General features: G+C 70.9%; 20 protein-coding genes and 2 pseudogenes. 19 read left to right on the forward strand and 3 right to left on the reverse strand.

Annotated features, from left to right (window positions below; translation table 11 throughout):
• Positions 1-3: 3 nt before the first annotated feature.
• From AB0N14_RS14420 to AB0N14_RS14480, 13 genes are read left to right on the forward strand one after another with little or no spacing between them, the layout of a single operon-like run.
• Entirely contained in the window at positions 4-1545 is a 1542-nt protein-coding gene (locus AB0N14_RS14420) for a right-handed parallel beta-helix repeat-containing protein (RefSeq protein ID WP_366025972.1), read from the forward strand.
• Between the two features lies 1 nt (position 1546).
• On the forward strand, positions 1547-2779 hold the full coding sequence (locus tag AB0N14_RS14425) for an O-antigen ligase domain-containing protein (protein ID WP_366025973.1): 1233 nt from the start codon (positions 1547-1549) through the stop codon (positions 2777-2779).
• A 2-nt stretch (positions 2780-2781) separates the two neighbouring features.
• The gene (locus AB0N14_RS14430; RefSeq protein ID WP_366025974.1) at positions 2782-4092 is read left to right on the forward strand and encodes a glycosyltransferase; all 1311 of its coding nucleotides are present in this window, start codon (positions 2782-2784) and stop codon (positions 4090-4092) included.
• Entirely contained in the window at positions 4019-5269 is a 1251-nt protein-coding gene (locus tag AB0N14_RS14435) for a class I SAM-dependent methyltransferase (RefSeq protein WP_366025975.1), read from the forward strand. Before AB0N14_RS14430 ends, AB0N14_RS14435 begins: the two co-directional genes overlap by 74 nt.
• A complete protein-coding gene (locus AB0N14_RS14440; protein WP_366025976.1) occupies positions 5266-6072 on the forward strand; it encodes a glucose-1-phosphate cytidylyltransferase in 807 nt (268 codons plus the stop codon). Before AB0N14_RS14435 ends, AB0N14_RS14440 begins: the two co-directional genes overlap by 4 nt.
• Positions 6069-6716: a PIG-L deacetylase family protein gene (locus AB0N14_RS14445; RefSeq protein WP_366025977.1), complete on the forward strand. Its 648-nt coding sequence runs from the start codon at positions 6069-6071 to the stop codon at positions 6714-6716. Before AB0N14_RS14440 ends, AB0N14_RS14445 begins: the two co-directional genes overlap by 4 nt.
• 3 nt (positions 6717-6719) lie before the next feature.
• Positions 6720-7745, forward strand: a complete 1026-nt coding sequence (locus AB0N14_RS14450; protein ID WP_366025978.1) for an SDR family oxidoreductase — start codon at positions 6720-6722, stop codon at positions 7743-7745.
• A gap of 20 nt (positions 7746-7765) precedes the next feature.
• Entirely contained in the window at positions 7766-9040 is a 1275-nt protein-coding gene (locus AB0N14_RS14455; RefSeq protein ID WP_366026169.1) for a DUF4910 domain-containing protein, read from the forward strand.
• A gap of 5 nt (positions 9041-9045) precedes the next feature.
• Entirely contained in the window at positions 9046-10335 is a 1290-nt protein-coding gene (locus AB0N14_RS14460; protein ID WP_366025979.1) for a hypothetical protein, read from the forward strand.
• Complete coding sequence (locus tag AB0N14_RS14465) at positions 10332-11279, forward strand: glycosyltransferase family 2 protein (protein ID WP_366025980.1); 948 nt, start codon at positions 10332-10334, stop codon at positions 11277-11279. The genes AB0N14_RS14460 and AB0N14_RS14465 overlap by 4 nt, the downstream gene beginning before the upstream one ends.
• The gene (locus tag AB0N14_RS14470) at positions 11276-12514 is read left to right on the forward strand and encodes a polysaccharide pyruvyl transferase family protein (RefSeq protein WP_366025981.1); all 1239 of its coding nucleotides are present in this window, start codon (positions 11276-11278) and stop codon (positions 12512-12514) included. The genes AB0N14_RS14465 and AB0N14_RS14470 overlap by 4 nt, the downstream gene beginning before the upstream one ends.
• Positions 12511-13062, forward strand: a complete 552-nt coding sequence (locus tag AB0N14_RS14475) for a dTDP-4-dehydrorhamnose 3,5-epimerase family protein (RefSeq protein WP_366025982.1) — start codon at positions 12511-12513, stop codon at positions 13060-13062. The genes AB0N14_RS14470 and AB0N14_RS14475 overlap by 4 nt, the downstream gene beginning before the upstream one ends.
• A gap of 7 nt (positions 13063-13069) precedes the next feature.
• Positions 13070-14422 (forward strand): glutamate-1-semialdehyde 2,1-aminomutase, encoded by a 1353-nt coding sequence (locus AB0N14_RS14480; protein WP_366025983.1) that lies wholly within the window; start codon positions 13070-13072, stop codon positions 14420-14422.
• 7 nt (positions 14423-14429) lie between these two features.
• On the opposite strand, the gene AB0N14_RS14485 is transcribed toward AB0N14_RS14480, so the two are convergent.
• Positions 14430-15104: a phosphatase PAP2 family protein gene (locus AB0N14_RS14485; RefSeq protein ID WP_366025984.1), complete on the reverse strand. Its 675-nt coding sequence runs from the start codon at positions 15102-15104 to the stop codon at positions 14430-14432.
• Between the two features lie 1011 nt (positions 15105-16115).
• On the opposite strand from AB0N14_RS14485, the gene AB0N14_RS14490 reads away from it, so the two are divergent.
• The 4 genes and pseudogenes from AB0N14_RS14490 (at position 16116) to AB0N14_RS14505 (ending at position 18967) form a co-directional block, all read left to right on the forward strand.
• The gene (locus tag AB0N14_RS14490; protein ID WP_366025985.1) at positions 16116-17072 is read left to right on the forward strand and encodes a MerR family transcriptional regulator; all 957 of its coding nucleotides are present in this window, start codon (positions 16116-16118) and stop codon (positions 17070-17072) included.
• A gap of 8 nt (positions 17073-17080) precedes the next feature.
• Positions 17081-17725: an FMN-binding negative transcriptional regulator gene (locus tag AB0N14_RS14495; protein ID WP_366025986.1), complete on the forward strand. Its 645-nt coding sequence runs from the start codon at positions 17081-17083 to the stop codon at positions 17723-17725.
• 48 nt (positions 17726-17773) lie between these two features.
• Positions 17774-18022, forward strand: coding sequence for a LysR substrate-binding domain-containing protein (locus tag AB0N14_RS14500; RefSeq protein ID WP_366025987.1), 249 nt, complete (start codon positions 17774-17776; stop codon positions 18020-18022).
• Positions 18023-18164: 142 nt separating this feature from the next.
• Positions 18165-18967: pseudogene (locus tag AB0N14_RS14505) on the forward strand (MBL fold metallo-hydrolase).
• Between the two features lie 293 nt (positions 18968-19260).
• Here the strand turns inward: AB0N14_RS14505 and AB0N14_RS14510 are convergent.
• Positions 19261-19806, reverse strand: coding sequence for a hypothetical protein (locus tag AB0N14_RS14510; protein ID WP_366025988.1), 546 nt, complete (start codon positions 19804-19806; stop codon positions 19261-19263).
• A 390-nt stretch (positions 19807-20196) separates the two neighbouring features.
• On the opposite strand from AB0N14_RS14510, the pseudogene AB0N14_RS14515 reads away from it, so the two are divergent.
• Positions 20197-20661, forward strand: a pseudogene (locus AB0N14_RS14515) (hypothetical protein); the annotation flags it as partial.
• Here AB0N14_RS14515 and AB0N14_RS14520 read toward each other — a convergent pair.
• Positions 20645-21004, reverse strand: coding sequence for a hypothetical protein (locus AB0N14_RS14520; RefSeq protein ID WP_366025989.1), 360 nt, complete (start codon positions 21002-21004; stop codon positions 20645-20647). The pseudogene AB0N14_RS14515 and the gene AB0N14_RS14520 sit on opposite strands and share 17 nt — an antisense overlap.
• A 257-nt stretch (positions 21005-21261) precedes the next feature.
• Here AB0N14_RS14520 and AB0N14_RS14525 point away from each other — a divergent pair, with 257 nt between their 5' ends.
• Positions 21262-22299 carry a YihY/virulence factor BrkB family protein gene (locus AB0N14_RS14525; protein ID WP_366026170.1) on the forward strand — a complete coding sequence of 346 codons (1038 nt, stop codon included), beginning with the start codon at positions 21262-21264 and terminating at the stop codon, positions 22297-22299.
• Positions 22300-22367 lie beyond the last annotated feature (68 nt).

Consider the following 22367-nt stretch of genomic DNA (forward strand, 5'->3'; position numbering starts at 1 on the left):
CGCGTGGGGATCAAGACGCGGCCCTGGGCGTCGGCGGTGGCACCGCTGGTGCTGGTCCTGCTCGTGGCGACGGGCTGTGACAGTACGCCGCACGCGGCTCGTGCGAAGCCGCCCGCCGTGCCCACCACGTCCGGGGCGCGGTCCACATCCCTGGCCCGGGTGTGTGCCAATCCCGCGGCCGGGCCGGCCAAGGCGCCTGCGGGCGCGGTGACGGTCGACCCCGCGGTGGTCGGCGACCTGGTGGCGAAGACCAAGAGCAGTCCCCCGCACACCACGTTCTGGCTCCGACCGGGCAAGCACAGGCTCGACCCGGACCGCTACGCCCAGGTCATCCCCAAGGAGGGCGACAGCTACCTCGGCGCGCCGGGTGCGGTGCTCGACGGCCGGAAGAAGAACCAGTACGCGTTCGCCGGTACCGCCCGCGACGTGACCATCCGCTACCTGACCGTGCAGGGATTCGACGCCCCGCAGAACGAGGGCGTGGTCAACCACGACTCGGCCGACGGCTGGGTGATCGAGCACACGACGATCCAGAACAACTCCGGCGCCGGGCTGATGGCCGGTGCCCGCCAGCAGGTCCGCGCCAACTGCCTGCGCGACAACGGCCAGTACGGCATGAACGCGTACAAGACCGGCGGCCGTATCACGGACCTGGTGGTCGAGGGCAACGAGATCGTGGGCAACAACACCGGCGACTGGGAACGGCGGCAGTCGGGCTGCGGCTGCACCGGAGGCATCAAGTTCTGGGCCGTCGACGGCGCCGACGTACGCGGCAACTGGGTGCACGACAACCGCGGGACGGGGTTGTGGGCGGACACCAACAACAACGACTTCCTCATCGAGAACAACGTGATCGAGGCCAACGACGGTGCCGCGCTGATCTACGAAATCAGCTACAACGCGGTCATCCGGAACAACACGATCCGGCGGAACAACTGGGTCGAGGGCCGTGAGGCGGCCGACCGCGGCGACAGCTTCCCGTTCGCGACCATCTACCTGTCGGAGTCCGGCGGCGAACCACGGATCAAGGCCCGCACCAGCAAGATCGAGATCTACCGGGACGTGCTGGAGAACAACTGGTCCGGGATCACCCTGTGGGAGAACGCCGACCGGTTCTGCAACAGCCCCTCCAACACCTCGTCCGGCGACTGCACGTTGCTGGTGAAGAACACCAAGCGCTGCGTCCAGCCGGCGATCGCCAAAGCCCCGCTCTACTCCGACTGCCGGTGGAAGACCCAGCGGGTGGACATCCACGACAACCGCTTCGTGCTGGACAAGTCCGTCATCAAGTGCACGGAGAAGTGCGACCGCATGGCGGTGCTGTCCAACTACGGCACCTATCCCGACTGGTCGCCGTACAAGGGCGAGCAAGTAGCCGAGGCGATCACCGCCAAGCAGCACAACCGCTGGCACGACAACGTCTACGTCGGCCCGTGGAAGTTCGTCGCCTACGACCCGAGCCGAGTGCTCGACCTCGGGCAGTGGCAGGGCACGCCGTACCAGCAGGACGCGGGCAGCACCTTCAGCGCAGGGAACGGTGGCTGAAATGGGCGCGGACCGCACACCGAAGATCGTCGGGACCGTCTGGGGGCTGCTGGTCCTCAACACGCTCGGCTCCGCCGGGGCGAAGACCATCGTGCCGCTGCCCCGCTCCCTCATCCAGATGGTCACCATGGGCGCGCTGGTCGCCGCGTTCGCGCTGGCGCTCACGGTCAATCTCCGGCTGCGCGTCCGAGCCAGTGCGTACGTGTTCCTGCTCACCCTGCTACTGGCGACGAGCGTGATCTCCAGCGCGCACCTGGAGTCCGGGGTCGGCGCGCTGTTCCGGTGCTTCCGGCTGGCTCTCTTCGTCGGCACGCTGTGGCTGCTCAGCCGCTGGTGGGACGGCGGCCTGACGTTCGTCCGGCACCACATCCGGATGTACTTCGCGGTGCTCGGGTCGGTGGCCGCCGGTCTGGTCGTCTCACCGGGCGCGGCCCTGCCCGACCTCTACGGCGGACGCCTTGTCGGCGCGTTGTGGCCGCTCACACCGCCGCAGATCGGACAGTACGCCGCGGTGATCATCGGGCTCACCGTGCTGCTCGTACTGGGCCGCCGGACGGACAAGGCCAGCGCGGCGGTGATCATCGTTCCGTCCCTCGTCCTGCTCGCGCTGACCCATACCCGGACGGCCACGCTCGGCCTGCTCATCGGGCTGTTGTTGGCGATCGGCTCGCTCCTGCTCACCAGCGCCGCGGCCCGCCGCTTCTTCACCTGGACGGTGCTGTGCGCCACGGTGGCCGCGGTGGGGTTCTCCTCCCTGCTCCAGGCGTGGTTCCTGCGCGGACAGAGCAAGGAGAACTTCTCCAGCCTCACCGGTCGGGCCAAGGTCTGGGACGCCCTGCTGGCTGCGCCCCGGACGACCGGGGAGAAGTTGTTCGGCGTGGGCCTGGGCGACAAGTCGTTCGGCGGGCTGCCGATCGACAACAGTTGGCTGGCCGCTTACAACGAGCAGGGTCTGGCCGGCGTCACCCTTGTCGCGGCGTTCATCATCGTGCTGGGCGGCGTCGCGTTGCTGCGGCCGCCGTCGCTGCAGAGGGCCTGCGCGATCTTCCTGATCAGCTACTGCGCGATCGCGTCGTACACCGAGGCCGGTCTTGGCGACGCCTCGCCGTATCTGCTGCATCTGGCCCTGGCCGCCTCGCTCCTGGCGACACCTGCCGCGGCCACACCCCTCGCGATGCCCGAAGTCCCTCGACAACGCATCCCGCGACGGGCCCGGAAATCGGAGGTGACCTGAGCATGCACGTCCTCGTGGTGCACAACCGCTACGCCTCGGCGCAGCCGAGCGGGGAGAACAAGGTCGTCGACCAGGAGGTGGAGCTGCTGCGCGCGGCCGGCCATCGGGTCGAGGTGTTCGAGCGGCGCAGCGACGACATCGCCGCCCGCTCCCTGCTCGGCAAAGTCGCGGTGCCGCTCCTTGTGCCGTGGAACCCGGCGGTCCGCACGGAACTCGCCGCCCGGCTGCGCACCGAGCGGCCGGACATCGTGCACGTCCACAACGTCTTCCCGCTCCTGTCGCCCGCGGTCCTCGCCGCCTGCGCCGACGCCCGTGTGCCCGCCGTCGCCACCCTGCACAACTACACCCAGGTCTGCCCGCCCGGCACGCTGCAGCGGGACGGCCGGCCGTGCACCGAGTGCGTCGGGTCGACGCCGCTGCCCGCCGTCCGGCACGGCTGCTACCGCAACTCCCGCCTTGCGACGGTGCCGCTCGCGGTCAGCCTGTCGGTCAACCGGCGGCGGTGGTGGTCCGGCGTGGAGCGGTTCTTCTGCATCTCCGCGGCGCAGCGCGACGTCCTGGTACGGGCCGGAATGCCGGCCGAGCGGCTGGCGGTGAAGCACAACTTCGTGCCCGACCCGGGCACGTGCCGAACAGGCGCCGGCGAGCATCTGCTCTATCTCGGCCGGCTCGCGGAGGCCAAGGGCGTACGGCTGCTCATGGCCGCGTGGGACGAGATCGCGGCGAGCGGCGGTGTGGGCGTACCGCTCGTGATCGCCGGCGCGGGGCCGCTGGAGCGCGAGGTGACCGCCTGGGCGGCGGGCCGGGACGACGTGCGCTACGTCGGCCTGTACGACCCGGCGCAGTGCCGTCAGGCCATCGCGCGGTCGGTCGCCGTGGTGGCTCCCTCGACGTGGCTGGAGGCGTTCGGCCTGGTGGTCGTGGAGGCGATGGCGGCCGGGGTCCCGACCGTCGCCGCCGGTCACGGCGCCTTCGTCGAACTCGTCGAGGACGGGGTCACCGGGCTGCTGCACCGGCCGGGCGAGCCTGCCTCGCTCGCGTCCCGCATACGACGGATCGCGGCCGACCCGGACCGCAACCGGGAGATGGGCCAGGCGGCCCGGCGCCGTTACGAGCAGGGTTTCAGTCCGGCCGTCGGCCTGGAGCGCCTGGTGGAGGAGTACCGCACCGCGATCGCGGGTCGGTCAGCACTGGCTCGCGGCGGCGACACCCGCGCGAGCAGGGGGGATGGGACAGCAGATGACACGATGCCGACTCTGCGGCTCGGAAGCGATGGCGAGCGTCGTCGACCTCGGGGCGACGCCACCATGTGAGAGCTTTCTCGCCGCGGACCAACTCGACCAGCCGGAGCCGGCGTACCCGCTGCACCTGCGGGTCTGCACCGACTGCTGGCTGGCGCAGATTCCGCCGCTGATCACGCCGGAGGAGACGTTCACGCAGTACGCGTACTTCTCTTCCTTCTCGACCTCCTGGGTGGAGCACGCGCGCACGTTCGTCGCCGACGCCGTCCAGCGGGTGGGGCTCGGCCCCGACGCCTTCGTGGTCGAGGTCGCGAGCAACGACGGGTACCTGCTGAGGCACGTGGTGGACCGGGGGATCCGCTGCCTCGGCATCGAGCCGTCGGTGAACGTCGGTGCCGCGGCGCGGGACGCGGGCGTGCCCACGCTCACGGAGTTCCTGAGCCCGGACACCGGTGCCGCCGTCCGCGCCGAGCACGGCCCGGCGGACCTGGTCGTGGCCAACAACGTGTACGCGCACATCCCCGACGTGGTCGGGTTCACCCAGGGGCTGCGCGCCCTGGTCGCCGACGACGGCTGGGTCTCCATCGAGGTGCAGCACCTGCTGACCCTGATCGAGGAGAACCAGTACGACACGATCTACCACGAGCACTTCCAGTACTACACGGTCGCGTCCGCGATCCGGGCCCTTGCGAGCGGCGGACTCACGCTCGTGGACGTCGAGCTGCTGCCCACGCACGGCGGCTCCATCCGGCTGTGGGCCCGGCCGGCCGAGGCGGCCGGCGAGCCGACGCAGCAGGTGGCCGACGTGCTGGCCCGGGAGAAGGCCGCCGGGCTGCAGGAGTTGTCCGGGTACACCGAGTTCTCCGCCCGGGTGGCCAAGGTGCGCCGGGACCTCCTCAAGTTCCTCATCGAGGCGGCCGAGCGCGGCGAGACGGTCGTCGGCTACGGCGCCCCGGGCAAGGGCAACACCCTGCTCAACCACTGCGGTATCCGGCCCGACCTGCTCCCGTACACGGTCGACCGCAACCCCTACAAGCACGGCAGGTTCACCCCCGGAGCCCGCATCCCGATCCTGCCGCCCGAGCAGATAGCCGCCGACAAGCCGGACTACGTGCTCGTCCTCCCGTGGAACCTGCGGACCGAGCTGGTCGAGCAGCTGTCCTTCGTGCACGACTGGGGCGGCCGGCTGGTCTTTCCCATCCCGGAACTGAGCATTGTCGAGGTCGCGTCTTGGAAGGTCACGGCATGAAGGTCGTTCTGTTCTGCGGCGGTTACGGGATGCGGATGCGCAACGGGGCCTCCGACGACGTGCCCAAGCCGATGGCGATGGTCGGCCCGCGACCGCTGATCTGGCACGTCATGCGCTACTACGCGCACTTCGGGCACACGGAGTTCATCCTGTGTCTCGGGTACGGGGCACACCACATCAAGGACTTCTTCCTCAACTACGAGGAGACGGCGTCCAACGACTTCGTGCTGCGAGGCGGGCGGACCGAGTTGCTGTCCACCGACATCTCGGACTGGACGATCACGTTCGCGCAGACCGGCATCGAGTCACCGATCGGGGAGCGGCTGCGCCGCGTGCGGCACCACTTGGACGGCGACGAGATGTTCCTCGCCAACTACGCGGACGTCCTCACCGACGCCCCGCTGCCGGAGATGATCGACCGGTTCGCCCGGCGCGACGCGGGTGCGTCGATGATGGTGGTGCCGCCGCAGTCGTCGTTCCACTGCGTGGAGTTGGGCGAGGACGGCCTGGTGGGCGGCATCACCGCGGTGAGTGAACTGCCGCTGTGGGAGAACGGCGGCTACTTCGTGCTCCGCCAGGAGGTCTTCGACCACATCCCGGAGAACGGGGACCTGGTCGCCGACGGTTGCGCCCAACTGGCCAAGCGCGGCCGGCTGGTGGCGCACCAGCACCGCGGCTTCTGGAAGCCGACCGACACCGTGAAGGAGCGGGCCGCGCTCGACGCCGCCTACGCCAGGGGCGAGCGCCCGTGGGCCGTGTGGGAACGCGACGGCGCGGGAGCGGGCGCCGGGGTGACCGCGTGATCCGGCTCGGATCCGGGCGCCTGGACCGGATCGTCGCGGTGGGCGCGCACTGCGACGACATCGCCATCGGCGCCGGCGGCACGCTGCTGACGCTGTGCCTCGCGCGGCCGGGCATCCGTGTCGACGCACTGGTGCTCTCCGGCGGCGGCAACGAGCGGGAGCAGGAGGAGCAGGCCGCGCTCGCCGCCTTCTGCCCGGACGCCGACCTGCGGCTGACCGTGCACAAGCTGCCGGACGGCCGGCTGCCCGCGCACTGGGAGGAGGCCAAGGCCGCGGTCGAGGAGCTGCGCGAACAGACGGAGCCGGATCTCGTGCTGGCCCCGCGCACCGATGACGCGCACCAGGACCACCGCGGCCTCGCGAAGCTGATACCCACCGCCTTCCGCGACCACCTCGTGCTCGGCTACGAGATCGTCAAGTGGGACGGCGATCTCGGCCGCCCGGCGGCGTACCAGCCACTCTCCCCGGAGATCGCCGAACAGAAGGTGCGGCTGCTGCAGGAGCACTACCCCTCGCAGCGGCACCGGCCCTGGTACGACCGGGAGGCCTTCCTCGGCCTTGCGCGGATCCGCGGCATCGAATGCCATGAGCGATACGCCGAGGCGTTCGCCGCCACCAAACTCACGCTCAACCTGGGGGGTTGAACCATGCGCGTACTACTGACCGGACACCAGGGCTACCTGGGCACCGTGATGGCCCCGGTCCTTGCCGCCGCCGGGCACGAGGTCGTCGGCCTCGACTCCGGCCTGTTCGCCGACTGTGTCCTCGGCCCGACACCCGCGGACCCGCCGGGGCATCGGGTGGACCTGCGCGACGTCACGGCCGAACACGTGGCCGGGGTGGACGCCGTGATCCACCTGGCCGCCCTGTCCAACGACCCGCTGGGATCGCTGGCGCCGGAGCTCACCTACGACATCAACCACCACGCGTCCGTACGGCTGGCCCGGCTGGCCCGCGAGGCCGGAGTGCGGCGCTTCCTGTATGCGTCGACCTGCTCGGTCTACGGCGCCGCCGGCGGCGACGACCTGGTGGGCGAGGACGCCCCGCTGCGCCCGGTGACGCCGTACGCGGAGTCCAAGGTGCGGGTGGAGGACGACCTGCACGCGCTGGCCGACGGCGACTTCACCCCGGTGTTCATGCGCAACGCCACCGCCTTCGGCCACTCACCCCGGCTGCGCGCCGACATCGTGCTGAACAACCTGGTGGGCCACGCACTCCTGTCCGGCGAGGTCCTGGTGCTCTCCGACGGCACACCCTGGCGCCCGCTGGTGCACGCCGCCGACATCGCGCGGGCCTTCACGGCCGCGCTGACCGCGCCGCGCGAAGCGGTGCACGACCGGGCGTTCAACATCGGCAGCGAGACCAACAACGTCACGGTCGCCGAGATCGCCGGGCAGGTCGCCGAGGCGGTGTCCGGCGCGAAGGTGGTGATCACCGGGGAGACCGGTGCCGATCCTCGGTCGTACCGGGTGAACTTCTCCCGGTTCCGGGCCGCGGTGCCCGGCTTCGACTGCGAGTGGACCGTGAAGCAGGGCGCGCTCGAACTCGCCGACGCCTACCGCGAACACGGGCTGACTCGGGAGGACTTCGAACGACGCTTCACCCGGCTTGCCGTGCTGCGCGCGGCGTCCGACGCCGGCACCGTCGACGACACCCTGCGGTGGCGCCGATGACCACGGCCGGCGAACAGCCGATGACGGCGGCCGGCGACGAGATGTACGCACTGGTGGAGCGGCTGTACCCGCTGTGCCGGAGCATCACCGGCGACGGTGTGCGCGCCACCCTGGACATCGTCGGCGAGTACGTTCCGCTGCAGGTGCACGAGGTGCCGACCGGGACGCAGGTGCTCGACTGGACGGTGCCGCAGGAGTGGAACATCCGCGACGCGTACATCGCCGACTCCACCGGCCACCGGGTCGTCGACTTCGCCGCGTCCAGCCTGCACGTACTCGGCTACAGCGTCCCGGTGTCGGCAACCATGCCGCTGGCCGAGCTGCGCACGCACCTGCACACCCTGCCGGACCACCCGTCCTGGGTGCCGTACCGCACCAGCTACTACAAGCCGGAATGGGGGTTCTGCCTGGCCCAGGAGACCTTGGACGCACTGCCGGACGGCGAGTACGAGGTGCGCATCGACTCCACACTCGCGGACGGCCACCTCACCTACGCCGAGCATGTGATTCCCGGTCAGGTCGCCGACGAGGTGATCGTCTCCTGCCACGTCTGCCACCCGTCGCTGGCCAACGACAACCTGGCCGGCATCGCGGTGGCGGCGTTCCTGGCCCGGGCGATGGCGAAGCGGACGCCGTACTACACCTACCGGTTCCTGTTCGCGCCCGGCACCATCGGGGCGATCACCTGGCTGGCCCGCAACGCGCAGCGGGTGGAGCGGGTCAAGCACGGGCTGGTGCTGGCCTGCGCCGGCGACCCGGGCTCATTGACGTACAAGCAGAGCAGGCGCGGCGACGCGGAGATCGACCGGGTGATGCGGCACGTACTGGCCGCCTCCGAACGCCCGCACCGCGTCGCCGAGTTCACTCCGTACGGCTACGACGAGCGGCAGTTCTGCTCGCCCGGGTTCGATCTCGGCGTGGGCTCGCTCACCAGGACCCCGTACGCGGGCTATCCCGAGTACCACACCTCGGCGGACAACCTGGACTTCGTCTCCCCGGAGGCGATGGCGGACACGCTCGCCGTCTGCCGCGAGGCATGCGCCGTCCTCGACCGCAACCGGCGATACCTCAACCTCAGCCCCTACGGCGAACCACAGCTGGGCCGACGCGGGTTGTACGACGCGCTCGGCGGCCGCAGCGACACCAAGCAGGCCCAGCTGGCCATGCTCTGGATGCTCAATCTCTCCGACGGCGAGCACAGTCTGCTGGACGTCGCCGAGCGGTCCGGGCTGCCGTTCGACACCGTCGCCGTCGCGGCCGACGCCCTGCACGGCGCCGGACTGATAAAGGCATGACGCCGATGACCATCGGGCAGGAGAAGACGACGACACCGGCCGGATCCGCCCGGCGGGCCATCGCCGGCCGACTGTCCTGGGGGCTCGCCGACCAGGCGGCCTCCAGCATGAGCAACTTCGCGGTGGGCATCTACGTGGCCCGCTCGCTGGGGGTGACCGCGTTCGGCGTGTTCAGCCTCGCCTGGGTGACCTACGGCGTGGTGCTCAACGTCTCCCGCGGGCTGGCCACCGACCCTCTCATGGTGCGCTTCAGCGGCGTGTCGGACGCGTCCTGGCGCGGGGCGGTGGCCCGGTCGTCGGGTACCGCGCTCGGCGTGGGCGCAGCCATCGGCGCGGCGTGTCTGGTGGTCGGGCTCGGTCTCGGCGGCCGCGTGGGGCCCGCGTTCGCCTGCCTCGGTGTCGTGCTGCCGGGGCTGCTGCTGCAGGACGCCTGGCGGTTCTCGTTCTTCGCCGCCGGCACCGGGCGGAAGGCGTTCGTCAACGACCTCGTGTGGGGCATCGCGCTCGTCCCGGCCATGGTCGTGGCGGCCCGCGCGGGCAGCGTGGCCGCTTTCGTGCTCGCCTGGGGCGCGTCCGCCGCGGTGGCCGCCGTGTACGGCTGCTTCCAGTCCGGGATCCGACCCCAGTTGACCGGAGCACGCGAGTGGCTTCGCGAGCAGCGCGACCTCGGCTACCGGTACCTGGTCGAGAACGTCAGCCTCAGCGGTGCGAGCCAGCTGCGGGCGTACGGGCTCGGCACGATCGTCGGGGTCGGCGCCGTGGGTGCGGTGCGGGGCGCCGAGCTCCTGCTCGGCCCGTTCCTCGCCGTGCTGATGGGGCTTTCGCTGGTCACCGTCCCGGAGGCGGCACGGGTGCTCCGGCGGGCCCCGCACCGGCTCGGCACGTTCTGCCTCCTGTTGGGTGGCGGGCAGGCCGCCGGCGCACTGCTCTGGGGCGGGGCGCTGCTGCTGATGCCGGACCGGCTCGGCGAGCTCGTGCTCGGTGGCGTCTGGCACTCCGCCGCGGAGCTCATCGCGCCGGTCACCCTCGGCGTCGTGGGCGCCGGCCTCGGCACCGGCGCGGCGGCCGGGCTGCGCGCGCTCGGCGCCGCCCGGCGCAGCCTGCGCTCCCAGCTGTTCGCCTCCGCCTGCTATGTCAGCGGCGGGCTCGGCGGGGCGGCCGTCGCCGGCACGGTCGGCTCGGCCTGGGGCGTCGCCACCGCGACCGTCAGCGGCTCGGCCGTGTGGTGGCTGCAACTGCGGTCCGCCCTGCGCGAGCGCCACCACAACCCCATCCCCGAAGTGAGGACCCCATGACCGACCGACCCAGGCTGAGCATCGGCCTGCCCGTGTACAACGGCGAGGAGTACCTGGCCGAGTCGCTCGACGCCCTGCTCGGCCAGACCTACGAGGACTTCGAGCTGGTCATCTGCGACAACGCCTCTACCGACGGGACCGAGGACATCTGCCGCAAGTACGCCGCGCAGGACTCACGCATCCGGTACCTCCGGCTGCCCCGGAACGTCGGCGCCACGCCGAACCACAACTACGTGTTCACCCAGTGCCGCGGCGAGCTGTTCAAGTGGGCCTCTCACGACGACCTGTACGCCCGGGACCTGCTGCGGCGCTGCGTTGAGGCGCTCGACGAGCGGCCGGACGTGATCCTCGCGCACGCCGACCAAGCGGTCATCGACGGCGACGGCCAGGTGAAGGTCCCGTACGAGTACACGCTCGCCACCGACTCACCGCACCCGCCGGAGCGATTCCGCAGCATGCTGTTCGAACCCGGCGGTGACGACTTCTACGGGGTGATCCGGGCCGAGGCGCTGCGCCGGGTGAAACCGATGGACAGCTACCACCACGCGGACCGCACGTTCGTCACCGAGATCGCCCTGCACGGGCGCTTCCACCAGGTGCCGGAACTCCTGTACTTCCGCCGCGACCACCCGACCCGCGCCGAGCGGGCGAACCCGAGCAAGCGCTCCCGGTGCGTCAACCTGGACCCGCGCCGGGCGGGCCTGCTGCATCCGACGCCCCGGCTGCTCGCCGAGTACGTCTGGGGCTTCGCCTCGGCGATCCGGCGGGCCCCGTTGTCCGCGGCCGACCGGCGCGCGTGCTACCGCCACCTGGCCGCATGGATGACCAGCCGGGTCCGGCCGGGCGCCGGCGAACGGGTCGAGGACCGCGCCCCGGTCGACCCGGCCCTGCTCACTGTCTCCGTCGACACCCTCGTCGCCGGCCGTGAGGGGAGGCAGGCATGAAGCCTGTGCGCGAAACTCCGGTGCGCGTCGGGGTCTTCGGCCTGCTCGGCTCCGGCAACCTCGGCAACGACGGGTCGCTCGAGGCCGTGCTCGGGTACCTCCGCGCCGAGCACCCGGAGGCGGTCGTGGACGCGCTGTGCGGCGGACCCGAGGCCGTCGCGGCCCGGTTCGGGATCCCCGCGACACGGCTGCACTGGTACCGCGGGGAGTACCGGACCGCGTCGCGTGCGGGCGCGATCGCGGCGAAGGGGCTGGGCAAACTCGTCGACGCCGTCCGTACCGCCGCCTGGGTGCGCCGGCACGACGTGGTGATCGTGCCGGGCATGGGCGTCCTGGAGGCCACGCTGCCGCTGCGGCCGTGGGGCTTCCCGTACTCGCTCTTCCTGCTCTCCGCGTCCGGCCGGCTGTTTCGCACCCGGGTCGCGCTGGTCAGCGTCGGCGCCGCGACGATCGCCAACCGGCCTACCCGGGCCCTGGTGCGCTGGTCGGCGCGGCTGGCCGCGTACCGGTCGTACCGGGACGCCCAGTCCCGTGACGCGATGCGGGCGATGGGCGTGGACACCGCGCGCGACGAGGTCTACCCGGACCTCGCGTTCTCCCTGCCGACGCCGGAGGCGAGCGCGCCCTCGGGCTCGCCGGGCCCGGTCTGCGTCGGTGTCATGGACTTCCACGGCGGCAACGACGACCGTGCCCGGGCCGAGGAGATATACCGGCGCTACCTCGACGGAACGATCCGGTTCGTGCGCGCGCTGGTCGAGGAGGGCAGGCCGGTCCGGCTGCTCACCGGCGACGGGTGTGATGCGTCGGTGGTCGCCGCGATCCTCGACGCGGTGGACTCGCCGCTGGTCACCGCGGCCGAGCCGTCCTCACTGGCCGACCTGATGAAGGAGATGGTGGCCGCCGACACCGTGGTGGCGGTCCGGTACCACAACCTGATCTGCGCGCTGAAGACCGGCACGCCGGTGCTCGCACTCAGCTATGCGGCGAAGAGCGACGCGCTCATGGACCGGATGGGCCTCGGCGCGTACTGCCACCCGGCGCGCGAGGTCGACGCCGACCGGCTGCTCGAGCAGTTCCGGGCGCTGGAGAAGCGATCGGCCGAGCTGCGGCAGACCCTCACCGAGCGGAACCTGGCCGCCGTCCGGCAACTTGAGCACCAGTTCACCGCCTTGACCGAGGTCCTGTTCCCGGCGACCGACCGTGCCCGAGCCCACGCCCGGCAGGAGACTGCATGAAAGCGACCGAAGTCCCGGCCATCGCCGGGGCGTACCTGTTCGAGTCGACGCCGTACGCCGACGAGCGCGGCTTCTTCTGCCGCACCTTCGACGCCGACGTGGTCCGCTCGGTGGGCCTCGACCCGCACACCTTCGTCCAGGACAGCGTGTCCCGCTCGGTCCGGGGCGTGCTGCGGGGTCTGCACCTGCGCTCCGGCGCCGGCGAGGCCAAGCTGGTGCGGTGCTCGTACGGGAGGATCTTCGACGTCGTCGTGGACCTGCGGCCGGACTCACCGACATACCTGGGCCGGGCCTTCTTCGAGCTGTCCGGCGAGACGCAGGCGACCCTGTACATCCCGGCGGGGTGCGCGCACGGCTTCCAGGCGCTGACCGAAACCGCTGACACCTCGTACCGGATCGACCGCCCGCACGATCCGGCCGAGGACGTGACGATCGCCTTCGACGACCCGGAGCTCGCCATACCCTGGCCACTGCCGGTCACATCGATGTCCCAGCGGGACCGGGAGGCGCCAAGCCTCGCCGAGGTCCTGAAGCGAAAGGAGACGTGAGGTCGGCGTGGACACCGAACACACCGAACACACCGAAGAGACCGCGGCGTTCCTCCTGCCCCGGTCGCGGACGGCGAACGAGCGGCTGCACGCCATGATCCCCGGGGGCGCGCACACGTACGCCAAGGGCGACGACCAGTACCCCGAGAACCTGGCCCCGGTCATCAGCCACGGACACGGTGCCCACGTGTGGGACATCGACGGCAACCGCTACATCGAGTACGGCTCCGGCCTGCGGTCGGTCAGCCTCGGCCACGCCCACCCACGCGTGCTCGAGGCGGTACGGAGGGAACTCGACCGCGGCAGCAACTTCGTCCGGCCGTCCATCGTGGAGGTCGAGGCCGCGGAACGCTTCCTGGCCACGGTGCCGACCGCCGAGATGGTGAAGTTCGCGAAGAACGGCTCCGACGTGACCACCGCCGCGGTGCGTCTCGCCCGCGCCGTCACCGGGCGCCCGCGGGTGGCCATCTGCGCCGACCATCCGTTCTTCTCCGTCGACGACTGGTTCATCGGCACCACGCCGATGTCCGCCGGAATTCCGGCGGCGACCACAGAGCTGACCGCGGCGTTCCCGTACGGGGACCTGCCCGCCACGGAGGAGTTGCTCACCCGGTACGAGGGCGAGGTCGCCTGCCTGATCCTCGAACCCGCCTCCCACGCCGAGCCGCCGCCCGGGTACCTCGCCGGCCTGCGCGAGCTGGCCGACCGGCACGGCTGCGTCCTGATCTTCGATGAGATGATCACCGGCTTCCGCTGGTCCGAGGCGGGCGCTCAGGGCCTGTACGGCGTCGTCCCCGACCTCTCCACGTTCGGCAAGGCGCTGGGCAACGGGTTCGCCGTCTCCGCGCTGGCCGGGCGCCGCGATCTGATGGAGCGGGGCGGCCTGCGCCACTCCCACGACCGGGTGTTCCTGCTGTCCACCACGCACGGTGCGGAAACGCACTCCCTGGCAGCCGCGATGGCCGTGCAGGCCACCTACGTCGAGGAGGGCATCACCGCGCGGCTGCACGCCCTCGGCGAGCGGTTGGCCGCCGGTGTGCGAGACGCCGCGGGCGGCATGGGCGTCGGCGACCACATCGTCCTCCGGGGCCGGGCCAGCAACCTGGTCTTCGCCACCCTCGACGAGAACCGGCAGCCGTCGCAGCAGTACCGCACCCTGTTCCTGCGCCGGCTCCTCGCGGGCGGGGTGCTGGCCCCGTCGTTCGTGGTGAGCAGCGCGCTCAGCGACGCCGACATCGATCACACCGTCGACGTGGTGGCCCAGGCATGTGCGGTGTACCGGAAGGCACTGGACGCCGCCGACCCCACCCCCTGGCTGGGCGGACGACCGGTGAAGCCCGCGTTCCGCCGCTTGGCGTGACGTGACGTCAGCGAAGCTCCCGCCGACCGGCGTCGGCCAGCCGGTCAGCCGTCCGGTCGACCAGCCACGCGGTCGGCGGTATCACCGCCAACGCGGTGCACCAGCCGCCGAGGACGTCGGTCGGATAGTGCGCGCCCAGGGCGACCTGCGCCCAGCCCATGGCGGCGCCCCCAACCAGCGCCGCGGCGAGCACGAGTGATGTGCCGGCCGTCCTGCCCAGGCCGAGCCGGCCGGTCGCGAGCAGCGCCGCCACGAGGGCGAGTGCGGTGAAGAAGGCGGTGTGCCCGCTCGGATAGGACAGGTTGCCGTCGCCGTGGATGGTGCGTCCCACCAGGTGCTTGAGCAGTGTCGCCGTGCCTACGGTCATGGCGGCGCCGGCAACGACGAGCACCGCCGCGCGAGGGCGCCGAAGCAGCAGGCAGCCCGCCACGATGGCCACGACCAGCATCGCCGATCCGGCGGGTTCTCCCAAGAAGTCCAAAGCCAGAGCGACGCGCCTCCAGGGCGGCCGCACACTGTCCGCCGTCGGCTGGATGATCCACCTGTCCACCCTGCCGGGCTCGCTGCGGCCGGCGTACAGGACCCCGAGCACGCCGACCAGCAGCGCGGCGGGGGCCGCGATCGGCCCGAGCCACGCGCGCAGCGACCGGGGCAGCACCGCTGGCGCCGACCGGCCGGTCACACGCCCACCGCGTCCGGTCGACCTGCGGTAGTTTGCTCCAGGCCCTCTTGAGGGCTGCCCGGCCTGCTTTCGGTGGCCTTCCTGTCTGCCATGCGCAGCAGTGGTTTGTGTCCGGGTCCCCGTGGGACCACGAGCCGGTCAACGACCGGCGGATCGACCTGCCGATGCCCTCGCCAGCGACCGCGCCCCAGGACGGCGGGACGTTGTTTCCGGACGACTCCGGTGACCGTAAGTCCGGGCACGCCGCGGCCCATGTGTGCGTGCACCACCTGCCGCACACCGTGCCCCACCAGCCGACTCCCACTCTGCCCCAAGGGCCTGCCGATCCGCCGTTTCGCACCAAGGGCCAACCGGCCGCTCACCTGGTGGCCCACGCCGCGGCCTCCTACGTGGCGGCGGTCGAGCCGAACACCCCGCTCATGACCGAGACAGGGGAGAGCCCGCACACCGTCGCAGACCATCCGGCGGATGCGATACACCTCCCCCTGCCGTCGGGGCTGTTGACGCCATGCCCCCGCCGCTACCGCGATGCCGCGCTCGGCATCAGTCTCCATTTGCCACCCTGCCCGACACTGCGGTCGCGGCCAACCGCCGTCGGATGGCCCGCGCGTCAACACTCTGGCACAGCGGCCGCTGTCCTGGCTTCGGGGTCGCCCCCACGCGGGGCTTCAGACGCCACCGATCCGCCGGGAAATCCGCTCCCCCACACGTCGGCGCCCTGCGGACTCCCTCCAGGCGTGGCGTGGCTTTCTGGCCACGATGCCGCCACCTGGCCGCTTGGCCTGCACCTTGCCCAGCGCGACGCACCCGCTCCGCATGGGCCCGGGCGAAGGGATCCTCGGCGATCTCACCGGTCGCCACATCGAATAGGCCGTCCCCGCGGCGGAACCCGCGGCGACGTCCGCGCCATCGACGGCACCGGCTGCTGAACGGCGTCACGGCCGACCGGACCGGCGCTTGACCTTGCCCCGCAGGGCAAGGTTTAGCGTTGGGGCAGGCGAGGTGAACGGCATGAAGATCAGTGAGCTCGCACGTCGGGCCGACGTGACGACGAAAGCAGTGCGGTACTACGAATCGCTGGGGTTGATCACGCCCGAGCGTCTCGTCAACGGCTACCGCGACTACACCGAGGACGACGTACGCCTCGTACGGGAGATCAGGACCCTCCACCGACTGGGCATCCCCGTCGAGCGCACCCGGCCCTTCCTGGAGTGCCTGGCTGCCGGGAGCCTGCACGCCGACGACTGTCCCGCCTCGCTGGCCACCTACCGGGAGGCCATCGACGAGCTCACCGAGCGCATCGAGGCCCTGAACGCCCGCCGCGCGACCCTGATCACCAATCTGCAGGTCGCGGCCCACCGGGGCAGCAGTGCCGTACCGGGCAAGGAGGCCGGAACAGCAGGTGCGGACTACCTGACCCTGCCCGCGGACCTGCCCGCCCCCGAGGACGACGGTGCCGCCGCCCATCTGCCCGGCACGACAATGCCGCCGATCACGCTCCTCGATACGGCGGGCACACCGATCCGCCTGGATGCGCTCGGTCCCCGCCGCACCGTGATCTACATCTACCCCCTCACCGGCCGCCCCGGCACCGACCTGCCGGAAGGCTGGAACTCCATCCCGGGCGCCCGCGGCTGCACCCCCGAGACGTGCGGCTTCCGCGACCACTTCCAGGACCTCCTCGAAGCCGGTGCCGGCCGCGTGTACGGGCTGTCCAGCCAGGACAGCGACTACCAGAACGAGGTCGTGGAGCGGCTCCGTCTGCCCTTCGACATGCTCTCCGACGCCGCCCTCGGCCTCGCCGACACCCTTGGCCTGCCCGCCTTCGAAGTCGACGGGATGCGGCTGTTCAAGCGGCTCACGCTCATCATCCGCGACGGCGTGATCGAGCACGCCTTCTACCCGATCTTCCCGCCGAACGAGCACGCCCAGCAGGTCCTGACCTGGCTGCGCGAGAACCCCCTTTAAGGATGCATGTGTACGTCCCCAAACACTTCGTACCCGACGAAGGCGCCGTCCGTGACCTGCTGGTCAACCACGGAGCGTCCGACCTGATCACCATGACCCCGCAGGGCCTGCTGGCCACCCTGCTGCCCTTCGAGTACGACCCCGACACCGGTGAACACGGCGCCCTGATCGGTCACATGGCCCGCGCCAACAACCAGTGGCGTGAGCCGGTGCAGGGCGAGGCCATGGTGATCGTCCGTGGACCCCAGGCCTACATAACACCGACCTGGTACGCCACCAAGCGCGAGCACCACCGCGTGGTCCCGACCTGGAACTACGTGACCGCGCACGTCTACGGGCGGCTGCTCGTGCATGACGATCCGGGCTGGATCGAGGCACAGATGCGCCGCCTGACCGACCGGCACGAGGCCGGCCACGACGAGCCCTGGTCCGTCGACCAGGCCCCGGCGAAGTTCATCGAGCGCCAGCTGCGCGCCGTCGTCGGCGTCGAGCTGGTCATCAGCCGCATCGAGGCCAAGTTCAAGCTCAACCAGAACCAGCCGCGGGAGAACGTCGAGGGAGTCGTGGCGGGCCTCGAAGTCCGCGGCCAGTCCGACGACGCGGCGGTCGCCGCCGCGGTCCGTGCCCACAACCCGCACGCCGCGCCCGCCTGACCACCCGCGCCGCGCCGGCTTGCGACACCGCGCGCGGCATCATGGCCCGTGGACCAGCGTCCGGCCCAGATCATCGAAACGGCGAACTACGACGAGCGGCTGGAGACGGTGGCCACGGGACGGGGCATCGGCATCGTCCCGGAGGTCGCGCAGCGCCGTACCCGGCACCCCGCGGTTCGCTTCGTTCCCCTGACCAACGCACCGCCGATCCCGGTCAGCCCCGCTCACCTGCCCGACGCCCAGCGGACACTGATCCGCCGGTTCCTGGATGCCGCCGTACGGACGACGTCGGAGTGATGCCCGCCTCCGCCAGGCGGTGAGCAGCAGCCATGCCTGCCACGCACGGCCGCGTCACCACAGGCATTACACATGGCACAAGCGCCATCACTAGCATCGACGGTGTGAGCGAAACGATCAGGGACATTCTGCGAGGGTCGCGATGAGCACAGGGCTGTCCCGGCGGGAATGCGCGGTCACCGTCCTGGGCGGCCCGACGGCCGTCATCGACATCGGCGGCCTGCGCATCGTCAGCGATCCGACCTTCGACGAGGCGGGCCCCCATGGGTATCTCGCCAAGACCGCCGGACCCGCCGCCGACGAGGGCGCGGTGGGACCGGTCGACCTCGTCCTGGTCAGCCACGAAGCCCATCCGGACAATCTCGACGAGCGAGGCCGCGCGTTCGCGAAGAACGCCCCGCTGGTACTCACCGGGCCGCTGGCCGCCCAGCGGCTCGGCTCACCGGCCATCGGCCTCTCCCCGTGGACGAGCCACTCCCTGCCCCGCCCGGACGGGGCGGCGATCTGACCGTGCTGGCGGTTCCGGCCGTGCACGGTCCGGAGGACGGCGAGCGCGACGCCGACGGAAACGTCAACTGCGAGGTCACCGGATTCGTCCTGTCCGGGCAGGGACTTCCCACCGTGTACATCAGCGGCGACAACGCCTCGATCCGCACGGTCGCGGAGATCTCCCGCCGGGTACCGGACATCGACGCGGCCGTCCTGCACGCGGGAGCGGCACGCGTCCCGGCGAAGTTCGACGGACGGCCCCTGTCCCTGGACAGCCGCCGGGCCGCCGCCGCGGCAGCAGTCCTGGGCGCGGATGCCGTGATTCCGGCCCACTACGACGGCTGGGCCCACTTCTCCGAAGGACTGCCGGAGATCGAACTGGCCTTCCACGAGGCCGGCCTGTCCTCCCTCCTACGGGTCGCGCCCCACGGCACATGGCTGCCGCTGACCCCCTGACGCCCTCGTACCGGTCGGCACGCCGGCAACAGCCAAGTAAGGAACGAAACAGATGCCACTCGTACGGATCGATCTCATCCGCGGACGCCGTCCCCAGCACACGGAGGGTCTCCTGCCGGTCCCCGGCCGCTGACGACGTCCGCCGAGGACGCCTCTCCCCCACCGGGAACCGGCGGCTTCCTCGCCACGGCCGACGCGGGGAGACAGGAGCCGACCCGCCGCGCGCTGGTCGGCACGCGGCGGGTGGCAAGCGGCCTGCCTGGGGGCGGCGGCCTGCCTGGGGGACGCGCCGGTCAGCAGCCGCCGCAGTTGTAGTAGAGGACGTCCCAGTGGCTGCCCTCGTCGGTGTAGACGTTGCCGGAACCGGACGTCCACATCGGGTAACCGTCGCCGCGCAGGCCGGAATAGCTGAAGTAGGTCTTGATGTAGTTGCCGATGCAGGTGTACTTGCTGTAGTCGAGCTTGTAGCCGTTCCAGTGCGAGTACGTGCCGCTGGCGTGGCCGGTCTCGGTGCCGCCGGTGATGTTGAGCGCGCAGCCGCTGGCCTTCTTCAGGGTGACGGCGCCCTGAGCGGTGGCGAGGTTGAGCTGCTCGAACGACGTACAGGTGGAGTTGTTGCGGTTCGTGCAGTTGCCGGACGAGGACCAGGTGATGCCGGCGCTGCGGAACATGCTCTCCGCCTGGGCCTGGGTCAACTTGGTGACGGCGTACGCGTTGTCCGACGAGGCCAGGCCCACTCCGGGCGCGAAGAGCACCGTCAGGACGAGGGCCAGGATGCCGGCCACGACCCGGGCGCGCGGTTGCGGCCGAAGGCGGAACTGGGCGGCGGAACTGCTCATTCGGATTCCTCCTGCTGATGCCGACGAAGGTGTGCAGGTGGCGCAGAAGGGAGTGTGCCGGAGTCTACACGCGTCCACCAGTAGGCGTACGTGTACGCGTCAACAGTGGGGATGCCCCGGGACACTCAACGGACCACGGGTGCCGCCTCCTCCTGCGGTCCTCCGGGGCGCCCCGTGCTGATGACTGGGGTGCACCGGCGAGGCGCCTCTGCACAGTTGGGCAATCGTGACCGGCGCGTACGGTGGCCCGGTTCGGGTCGAGGTCCGTCACGTCGGGTGCAGTCCATCGCGCGCAGGACCGAGTTCCCCGCGCCGGCCGCGCGGATCAGGGCCGGTGCCTGACGGCCCGGCCACGGGCCGCTCGGGAAGAGCCGAGCGGCCCGTTTGAACAAACAGCTCGGCGTCTCCCTCCCCATCCCGGACGGCTGGAGGGCCGGCCCACGCACCGGTGACGAGGTCACCTACACCGACCCGACGGGTCTGGCCGGCATCACGATCGGCACGGTGGACCCCGCGGGGGCGAACCTCGAAGCGCACTTCCTGGACATCGAGAAGAACACGAAGGCCAACTATCCGACGTACCGGAGGCTGCGTATGCAGCAGACGACATTCCGCGGGGAGCCTGCGGCCGTGTGGGAGTTCACCTTCAAAGGCCGCGTCCGCGCTTTCCGCGCCGTCGATCTGGGTTACGGCCGTGCAGGCGGACGGGAGTACGACATCTACCTCTCGGCCCCGGACGCGAAGTGGGACGCCTACCGCCCCGTCTTCGACCACGCTCGAGACGGATTCGCCGCCACCGGTTCCCGAATCCGCGACCGGCCACCGAGTGCGAGATATCTCAGGGCGTCGCCGTGACCGCGGCGGAAGGCGCGAACAGCGCCAGCTGATCCATGATCCACGGGTCGAGCACAGCCAGCTGGTCCGCGATCCACGGGTCAAGGGGACGACCGTCCGTCCGGCGCTCGCCGACATGACGGTGGCCTTGGCTCCGGTCTCCGGATCCGCCGTGGACGGCGACGGCCTTCGGATCTGCCTTCGGATCTGCCTTCGGATCTGCCTTCAGATCCTGGACGGCAACTGTCCTCACGCTGGAGTGGCCGTCCACCTCGGGGGTGGCCGCGGCAGCCGGTCCGCCGACGGCGAGGAGGGCGCTTCCGACGAATATCACGGAAACACCTCCGGTCCCGATGCGCCGCATGAGCTTTCCCATGGTCTTCTCTCCTTGCACAGTCCGCTGGTCTGCGACTGCGAACGATGAAATGTGCCGGGTTTCGGCCCCACCCAAGCTACGCACGCCTACATAGTTGAACAATAAACGAGCGCGTGAAACACATCACCGGAATCACGGGGAATAGAAAGCCGGGCCAGCCGTGCGATGGCCGGCTTCGCAAGGCGAAAGCGCCGATCGATACCGCGTACGCGGGTGAATCCTCGGGCTCGGGATACCCGGCGGGTATGGCTCGGCTACCGAAGTTGCGGCACAGGGATCATGTCGATCGTGGCGAAGAGCAGTTCGGGCCGGGGGCCGACGTGGAGCGGCGGGCCCCGGACGCGCCGACGAAGCTGCCCAGGCGGTCGTGGGGCGCGGTACTGAAAGGCTCGCTGCGGGAGTTCAAGAACGACGAGCTGACCGACCGGGCGGCGGCCTTGACCTATTACGGGGTGCTCTCCCTGTTCCCGGCGCTGCTGGTGCTGGTGTCGATGCTGGGCCTGACCGGCAAGTCGACCACCAACCAGGTGCTGGCCAATGTCAAACAGTTCGCCCCCGGCTCGGTGCGCGACATCCTCACACGGGCGGTGCAGCAACTGCAGGGCAATACCGGCACCGGCTCGGTGATGGCGGTCGTCGGTGTGGTGCTGGCGGTGTGGTCGGCGTCCGGCTACGTTGCCGCCTTCATCCGTGCGGCGAACGCCGTCTACGACGTGCCCGAGGGCCGCCCGGCGTGGAAGATCCTCCCGGTGCGAGTGGGGGTGACGGTGGTGCTGCTGGTGCTGGCCGTGGTCAGCGCCCTGATCGTGGTGTTCACCGGCGGTGTGGCCCGTCACGCGGGGGCCGCGCTCGGCATCGGTGGCACCGCGCTGACGGCGTGGTCGATCGCCAAGTGGCCCGTGCTGGTCCTCCTGGTCACCCTGATGATCGCCATCCTGTACTGGGCGAGCCCGAACGCGAGGGTGACCGGGTGGCGGTGGCTCACCCCGGGGAGCTTCCTGGCCCTGGTGATCTGGATGATCGCCTCGGCCGGCTTCGCGTTCTACGTGGCCGACTTCGCCTCCTACAACAAGACCTACGGCACGATGGCGGGCGTGATCGTCTTCCTGGTCTGGTTGTGGATCACCAATCTGGCGATCTTGCTGGGCCTGGAGTTCGATGCGGAAGTCGCACGGCAGCGGGCCGTCGCCGGCGGCTACCCGCCCGAGGCGGAGCCGTACGCCCGGCCTCGCGACACCCGGAAGTGGGACGAGGAGGACCGGCGCCGCCTGGAAGGGTCCTGAACCGCCCGCAGCCGTGGGGACGAGCGTGTGCGCGCGGGACCGACGAACCCCCGTGCGCTTGCGTGTCG

Origin of the sequence: Streptomyces sp. NPDC051104, assembly GCF_040682835.1 — a bacterium.
Lineage (GTDB): Bacteria > Actinomycetota > Actinomycetes > Streptomycetales > Streptomycetaceae > Streptomyces > Streptomyces cynarae.